A 7,227-nucleotide genomic window follows, 5' to 3' on the forward strand; every position below is an offset into this window, starting at 1 on the left:
CGCGGACTCCTCCGCCAGGAGGTGGCGCGACTTCGGTTCCACCGGCGCGTCCAGCGGAATCGGAACGCGGGGAAGACGCCTGAACGCTTGAGATGTGAAACCGCCCGGCCGCGCTACTGCGGCCGGGCGGTTTCGCGTTCGGGGCTGGACTTGGGCCCGAGGCTTGCGCCGCGAACTCCCAAACGCCGTGAAGGGCTCCTTGAGGGAATCTAATTCCCTCAAGGAGCCCTTCACGGACCGACAGGACGTCAGACCTTCGACACCTTCAACGTGTCACCGGTCTCCAGGTCCGGCAGGTCCACCCGCACGGTGTCCCCGTCGCGGACTTCACCAGACAGCAGCTGCTTGGCCAGCTGGTCACCGATCGCCGACTGCACCAGCCGACGCAGCGGGCGTGCGCCGTAGATCGGGTCGAAACCGTTCAGGGCCAGCCATTCCCGGGCGCCGTCGGTCACCTCGAGGTGCAACCGGCGCTGGGCGAGCCGCTTGGCCAACCGGGCGACCTGGATGTCCACAATGGACGTCAGCTGCTCGGTGCCGAGCGCGTGGAACACCACGATGTCGTCCAGCCGGTTCAGGAACTCCGGCTTGAACTGGCGCTGCACGACCTCCATCACCGCGTCGCGGCGCTGGCGTTCGTCGAGTGCCGGGTCGGCGATCGCTTGCGAGCCGAGGTTCGAGGTCAGGATCAGGATGGTGTTGCGGAAGTCCACCGTCCGTCCCTGGCCGTCGGTCAGCCGCCCGTCGTCGAGGACCTGCAGGAGCACGTCGAACACGTCCGGGTGCGCCTTTTCGACCTCGTCCAGCAGCACCACCGTGTACGGGCGGCGCCGGACGGCTTCGGTCAACTGGCCGCCCTGGTCGTAGCCGACGTAGCCCGGGGGAGCACCGACCAGGCGGGCCACCGAGTGCTTCTCGGAGTACTCGCTCATGTCGATGCGCTGCATCGCGCGCTCGTCGTCGAACAGGAACTCCGCCAGCGCCTTCGCCAGCTCCGTCTTGCCGACACCGGTCGGGCCGAGGAACAGGAACGAACCGGTCGGCCGGTCCGGGTCGGCAACGCCCGCCCGTGCCCGCCGCACGGCGTCGGAGACGACCTGCACCGCCTGGTCCTGGCCGATGACGCGGCGGTTCAGCTCCTCCTCCATCCGGAGCAGCTTGCCCGTCTCGCCTTCCAGCAGCCGCCCGGCGGGAATGCCGGTCCACGCGCTGACCACGTCGGCGACGTCGTCCGCGCCCACCTCTTCCTTCAGCATGACGTTCTGCTTGCTGGCCTCGTTCGCGGCCATCGCGGCCTCGAACTCCTTCTCCAGCACCGGAATCCGGCCATACCGCAGCTCGGCGGCCTTGCCAAGGTCGCCATCGCGTTCGGCGCGTTCCGATTCGCCGCGCAGTTGCTCCAGTTGCTCCTTCAGCTCGCGAACGGTCTCGATCGAGCCCTTCTCGTTCTGCCAACGCGCGGTCAGCGCGGTGAGTTCCTCGCGCTTCTCGGCCAGTTCGGCACGCAGAGCGGTCAGCCGTTCCAAGGAGGCGGCGTCGTCCTCTTTGGACAGTGCCATCTCCTCGATCTCCATGCGCCGCACGGCCCGCTCGACCTCGTCGATCTCCACCGGCCGCGAGTCGATCTCCATGCGGATCTTCGACGCGGCCTCGTCGACCAGGTCGATCGCCTTGTCCGGCAGGAACCGCGCGGTGATGTAGCGGTCCGACAGCGTCGCGGCGGCGACCAGCGCGGCGTCCGTGATCCGGACCCCGTGGTGCACCTCGTACCGCTCCTTCAGCCCGCGCAGGATCGCGATGGTGTCCTCCGGCGACGGCTCGCCGACCAGCACCTGCTGGAAACGCCGCTCCAGCGCCGGGTCCTTCTCGATGTGCTGGCGGTACTCGTCGAGCGTGGTCGCGCCGACCATCCGCAGCTCACCACGAGCCAGCATCGGCTTGATCATGTTGCCCGCGTCCATCGCGCCCTCGCCGGTCGCGCCCGCGCCGACGATGGTGTGCAGCTCGTCGATGAAGGTGATGACCTGGCCCGCGGAGTCGGTGATCTCCTTGAGGACAGCCTTCAACCGCTCCTCGAACTCGCCGCGGAACTTCGCTCCGGCCACCATCGACCCGAGGTCGAGTGCGACCACTCGCTTGCCCCGCAACGATTCCGGCACGTCGCCCGCGACGATCCGCTGGGCGAGGCCCTCGACGATCGCCGTCTTGCCGACACCTGGTTCGCCGATCAGCACCGGGTTGTTCTTGGTGCGCCGGGAAAGCACCTGCACGACGCGGCGGATCTCGGTGTCGCGGCCGATGACCGGGTCGAGTTCGCCCGAACGCGCCCGCTCAGTCAAGTCGACGCCGTACTTCTCCAGCGCCTTGAACGTGCTTTCGGGATCCGCGCTGGTAATCCGGGCCGACCCGCGCACCTTGTCGAACGCCTCGCGCAGCGCGTCCGGCGTGGCGCCGTGCCGCTTGAGCAGGTCCGCGACCTGGGCCCCTTCGGTGGCGAGCCCGACGAGCAGATGCTCGGTCGACACGTACTCGTCACCCAGTTCGGTGGCGAGCTTCTGCGCCTGCGTGAGCGACTTGACCGCGGGCGCGTCGAACTGCGGCGTCGACACGGTCGCGCCGGTCGCCGACGGCAGCCCGTTGATGATCGGCTCGAGTTCCTTGTGCACGGTCTCCGGGTCCGCCCCGACCGCGGTCAGCAGCGGTGCGGTGGTCCCGTCACCCTGCGCCAGCAGGGCGCCCAGCAGATGGGCGGCCGACACGTGCGGGTTGCCGGCCACGGTGGCCGCCTGCGCCGCGGACGAGATCGCCTGCTGGGTCTTCGTGGTCGGGTTGAAAGCGTCCATCCCTCACCTCATGCGTTCGTGGAAATACCTGGTGACAGGCCTGACCGAGGCCCGTCGACAGGTATAACGTCAGCAAAGTTGAGTCTGTTCCGCTCAACTCTGAATTGGTGCCACCGCGGCCGCGGGCAGCCTCGGTCCCAGCCTGCCGAGCCCGAGCGCGGCAAGGCAAGCGCAACCCCCGACCAGGACCCAGGGTAACCACGCCGCCACGGAAAACAACGACACGATCGCCGGAGCGAGCACCTGAGCCACAGTGAACGCGTATTGGAACGCGGCGAGGTAACGGCCCTTCTCCTCGGGCGGCGCGGCGGCCTCGGCGAGCGCGCCCGACCGCGGGCCGAACACCAGGTCACCGGCGGCGAACACGAGCGTGGCGGCCAGCAGATACGGCACCTGCCAGCTTCGCGGCACCAGCAGCACGCCGACGCTCGTCAGGCACCACGCCGCGAACAGCGCGGACCCGGCCCGCATCGCGCTGATCCGGGTGAGGCCCCGGGTGAGCCGCAGCGCGACCGTGCCGCCAGCGCTGGTCAGCACGGTCAGCAGGAACAGGATCGCGCCGGGCAGCCAGGTCGGCGCGTGCAACCGGTCGAGCACGAACACCGGGGTGCCGATGAGGAAGAAGTCGAGCGACAGGCCGAACAGGCCGCTCAGCAGGATCAGGGTCAGGTACGGGCGGTTGCGCAGCACCCCGCTTCGCACGCGGACCACGGGCGCGAACCGGTGGCCGGGAGGGATGAATACCGCGACGAGGCCCGCCGCCGCCAGGAAAGTCAGCACGTCCACGAGGAGCGCGACGGTGTAGCCGCTGTCGCCGAACCAGGTGAGCAGTGCCGACGACATCAGCCCGCCGAGCCCGAATCCGCCCGCGCGCACCATTCCGACTTCGGCGAACGGCCGGTCCTTCGGCACGTCCCCGGCGACTTCGGAGATGAGCGCGAACAGGCAGCTGTAGAACAATTGTTGCCCGGCACCAAGAAGGATGGCGGCCACCACAACGCCGCCGATGCCGTGCGCGAACAAGTACGCGCTGATTCCGGCAGCCTGCAACAGTTGCGCCGCGAGAACTCCGGCTCTCGGCCCAGCGCGATCCACCAGCCGTCCGGCGAGCGGCGGCATGAGAAGCCCTGCCGTGGTGCCCAAAGTGACCGCCGTGCCCGCTTCGACGAGCGGGATGCCGATCACCCGCGTCACGTAAAGCAGTGCGAGCGGAAGGAAAAGTCCGGAACCGAAGTTGTCGATCCCCATAGCCAGCAACATCGCGACCCTGCTTCGCGTCACGTATTCGACGCTACCTCCGGGGAAGGGGGACGAGGCAGGGCCGGGAGGGCGCATCGCTTGGCGGCAAATGCCACTCCCAGTAGAAAGCTCGTGAGTGCCTGTCCCGGCTAGAACCGGGACAAACACTCACGAGCCCCTTTAGTCGACGCTGAGTGTTCCTTGGTGCCTAACGAACTCTCGCTCCACAGCTTCGCCCAACTCGACATCGTGCTGCGCCGCCGCACCGTCGCCGACCGTCATCGTCTCGGCGTGCGGCGTGTATCCGTGTGCGGACACCGTGAGCGTGTACGCGCCCGGTTCGATTCCCGTGAAGCGGTACGCGCCATCGCCGCCCGCGATGTGCGTCGCGGTAACAGTGCCCAGTCGGTCGGTGAGAGTCAGCACCGCGCCTGCGATGGCGGCGTGCCGACCAGCTACGCGTACGCGACCTGAGATGGCACCCTGGCTGTCCAACAGCAAGTCGTGCCAACGCGCGTTCCCATTAAGCCGCACGGTCGACACCGCGGGCCGCGTCGAGCCTGCTGTCGCGAGAAGGACGTGCTCGCCCACTGTGCTCGCCGACAATTCGTACGCGCCAGTACGTCCCGTACGCCCGACGTCGACCTGACGCCCCGTCATGTCGGTGAGCGTAAGCACGACACCGGACACTGGACGACCGCCCGCGTCGAGAACCCGGCCGCGCAACACGCTTGTCATCTCGACCGGCGCTTCGACCACAGACACCGCCTCGACCGACACCGCAGCTGCGCTCGGCGCCGGAGAGTCCGCGTCGAGCGTCCGGCGCAGCGGCACCTCCTTCATGAACAGCACCGCGAGGAAGGTGACCACGGCGATGCAGCCCGCGACGAAGAACACCGTGCCAGTCGCGTCGCCGAAGGCCCCGCGCACCACCGGCTGCAACGCCGGCGGAAGCGACGAGATGGCGAACGTGCCGCCACCGCCGGAAACCGCGCCGCCAGTGTGAATGCCCATCTGCGAAAGGGAGTTCGCGATGTTCGTGGCCACCCGGGCGGCCAGCACCGCGCCGAGCGCGGACACGCCCGCCGCGCCGCCGAGCGACCGGAAGAACGTGACGACCGAGGACGACGAGCCGATGTCCTTCATCGCGACCGTGTTTTGGACTACCAAAACCAGGTTCTGCATCAGGAAGCCCAGCCCGAGGCCGACCAGCGCGAGGTAGCCGCCCATCAGCGTCAGGTTCGTCGCGTGGTCCACCGTCGAGAGCAGGAACAGCCCGGCCAGCAGCAAAACCCCGCCCGCGACCATGAACGGCTTGGTGCGTCCGGTGCGGGAAATGATCTGTCCGGCTCCGGTCGAAGCGACCGCGAGACCGAGCACCATCGGCAGCGTCATCAAACCGGCGTGCGTCGGCGAGAAACCGCGCGCGATTTGGTAGTACTGCCCGAGGAACACCGAACCGCCGAACATCGCGGTGCCGACCGCCAGCGAGGCGAGCACGGACAGCGTGAAGGTGCGGTTGCGGAAGAGCCGCAGCGGAATCACCGGCTCCGCGACCCGGGATTCGACGAACATCGCCAGCGCCAGCGCGACAATCGCACCGCCGACGTACGCGAGGCTCGACCACGAAACCCAGCCGAAGCTGCCGCCCGCCAGCGAAACCCAGATCAGCAGCAGCGCGACGCCGCCGACCAGCAGGGTCGCGCCCAGCCAGTCGATCCGCACCTTGCGCTTGAGCACCGGCAGTTTCAGCGTCCGGCCGAGCACGATGAACGCGACGACGGCCAGCGGCACGCACACCCAGAAACACCAGCGCCAGCCGAGCGGCGAGTCCACGATCAGCCCGCCGATCAACGGGCCGGAAACGGTCGCGACGGCGAACACCGCGCCGGTGTAACCGGTGTAGCGGCCCCGGTCGCGCGGCGCGATCATCGCCGCGATGACGACCTGGATCAGCGCCTGCAGCCCGCCGAGCCCGATGCCCTGCAACGCGCGGTAGGCGATCAGTTCGGGCATCGACTGCGCGATCCCGCCCAGTGCCGAACCGACGGTGAAGACGACGATCGCGATTTGGTACAGCAGTTTCTTGCTGAACAGGTCCGACAGCTTGCCCCAGATCGGGGTGGTCGCGGTCGACGTCAGCAGCGTCGCGGTGACGACCCAGGTGTACTCGCTCTGCGAACCGTGCAGGTCGGCGAGGATCGTCGGCAGCGCGTTGGACACGATGGTCGACGACAGCAACGCCACCAGCAGGGCCAGCAGCAGGCCGGTGAAGGCCTTGAGGATTTCCCGGTGCGTCATCGACTGCCCGGATGCGGTGTTTTCCACTGTTCGCTACTTCACTTTCCCGCGTGCGGGGCCTGGCCGGCGCAGTACCCGGACGGGCCGAGCGTCGCGCGCAGACCTTCGTTCAATTCGGCGAGCTGGGACGTCAGACCGGCGATCCGGTCCTCGTTCCAGCCGCCAAGAGCCGTCTCGAAGAACTCGAGATACTTCTCGCGCCACAGTTCGAGCTGGGCGAGACCGGCTTCGGACACGCTGATCAGCGACGCGCGCCCGTCCTCGGGGGCGGGGCGGCGCTGGAGCAGCCCGGCGGCCTGCAGCTGGGCGATCTGCCTGCTGATCACCGACAGGTCGACGAGCCTGCGCTTGGCGACCTCGGACGGGCGGGCCTCGCCGTGTTTGGCGAGGTCGGCCAGCAGCATCGCCGAGGCCGGGTGCAGCCCGGGCTCGTTCTGCCACGCCTGCATGATCCACAGGTGCTGGAGCTGGGCGGACGCCTTCAGCTCCCGCAGCAGTTCGAGCCGCACATCGTCGGCTGGGCTCATCGTTCCTCCTGGGCCGGTGCCCACTTGCTTGTATTCTACAAGTTTAGCTGCCGAAGGTTGCGTAGGACAACTATCTAATCGGTGAGCTGCCCCACGTCCCGACCGGCCGGTAACCCGACCGGAGCAACGATGCGGGCAATCCGCCTCAGTGCGGCTACTCTGCGGACCAGACGCCCCGCGATGCCTGCGCGGCGAGCACGTCGTGGACAACGAGGAGCAGGAGTGGCGAATTCCCCCGCGCGGCGCGAGCCGAATCCGACAACCGCGGCCGCCCTGCTCTCGTGACCCTTCCCTCCCAGCCCCCCGGTCTCCGGTCC

4 protein-coding genes are annotated in these 7,227 nt (G+C 68.4%); all 4 read right to left on the reverse strand.

The window, feature by feature from the left end:
* Positions 1 to 248 precede the first annotated feature (248 nt).
* The 4 genes from clpB to D0D37_RS15350 all read right to left on the reverse strand — a co-directional run bounded on the left by clpB (position 249) and on the right by D0D37_RS15350 (position 6,910).
* A complete protein-coding gene (gene clpB / locus D0D37_RS15335) occupies positions 249 to 2,843 on the reverse strand; it encodes an ATP-dependent chaperone ClpB (RefSeq protein ID WP_116201205.1) in 2,595 nt (864 codons plus the stop codon).
* Between the two features lie 93 nt (positions 2,844 to 2,936).
* Positions 2,937 to 4,124 (reverse strand): MFS transporter, encoded by a 1,188-nt coding sequence (locus tag D0D37_RS15340; RefSeq protein WP_116201206.1) that lies wholly within the window; start codon positions 4,122 to 4,124, stop codon positions 2,937 to 2,939.
* Positions 4,125 to 4,262: 138 nt separating this feature from the next.
* Positions 4,263 to 6,383 (reverse strand): MFS transporter, encoded by a 2,121-nt coding sequence (locus D0D37_RS15345; RefSeq protein WP_116201213.1) that lies wholly within the window; start codon positions 6,381 to 6,383, stop codon positions 4,263 to 4,265.
* A gap of 38 nt (positions 6,384 to 6,421) precedes the next feature.
* On the reverse strand, positions 6,422 to 6,910 hold the full coding sequence (locus tag D0D37_RS15350; RefSeq protein ID WP_116201207.1) for a MarR family winged helix-turn-helix transcriptional regulator: 489 nt from the start codon (positions 6,908 to 6,910) through the stop codon (positions 6,422 to 6,424).
* Between the last annotated feature and the right edge of the window lie 317 nt (positions 6,911 to 7,227).

The sequence above is a fragment of the Amycolatopsis circi genome, from assembly GCF_003385235.1.
Classification (GTDB): domain Bacteria; phylum Actinomycetota; class Actinomycetes; order Mycobacteriales; family Pseudonocardiaceae; genus Amycolatopsis; species Amycolatopsis circi.

Excerpts from the sequence above, each read along its gene's own strand:
- clpB (WP_116201205.1), bottom strand. The coding sequence starts at position 2,843 with ATGGACGCTTTCAACCCGACCACGAAGACCCAGCAGGCGATCTCGTCC.
- D0D37_RS15345 (WP_116201213.1), bottom strand. The coding sequence starts at position 6,383 with ATGACGCACCGGGAAATCCTCAAGGCCTTCACCGGCCTGCTGCTGGCC.
- D0D37_RS15350 (WP_116201207.1), bottom strand. The coding sequence starts at position 6,910 with ATGAGCCCAGCCGACGATGTGCGGCTCGAACTGCTGCGGGAGCTGAAG.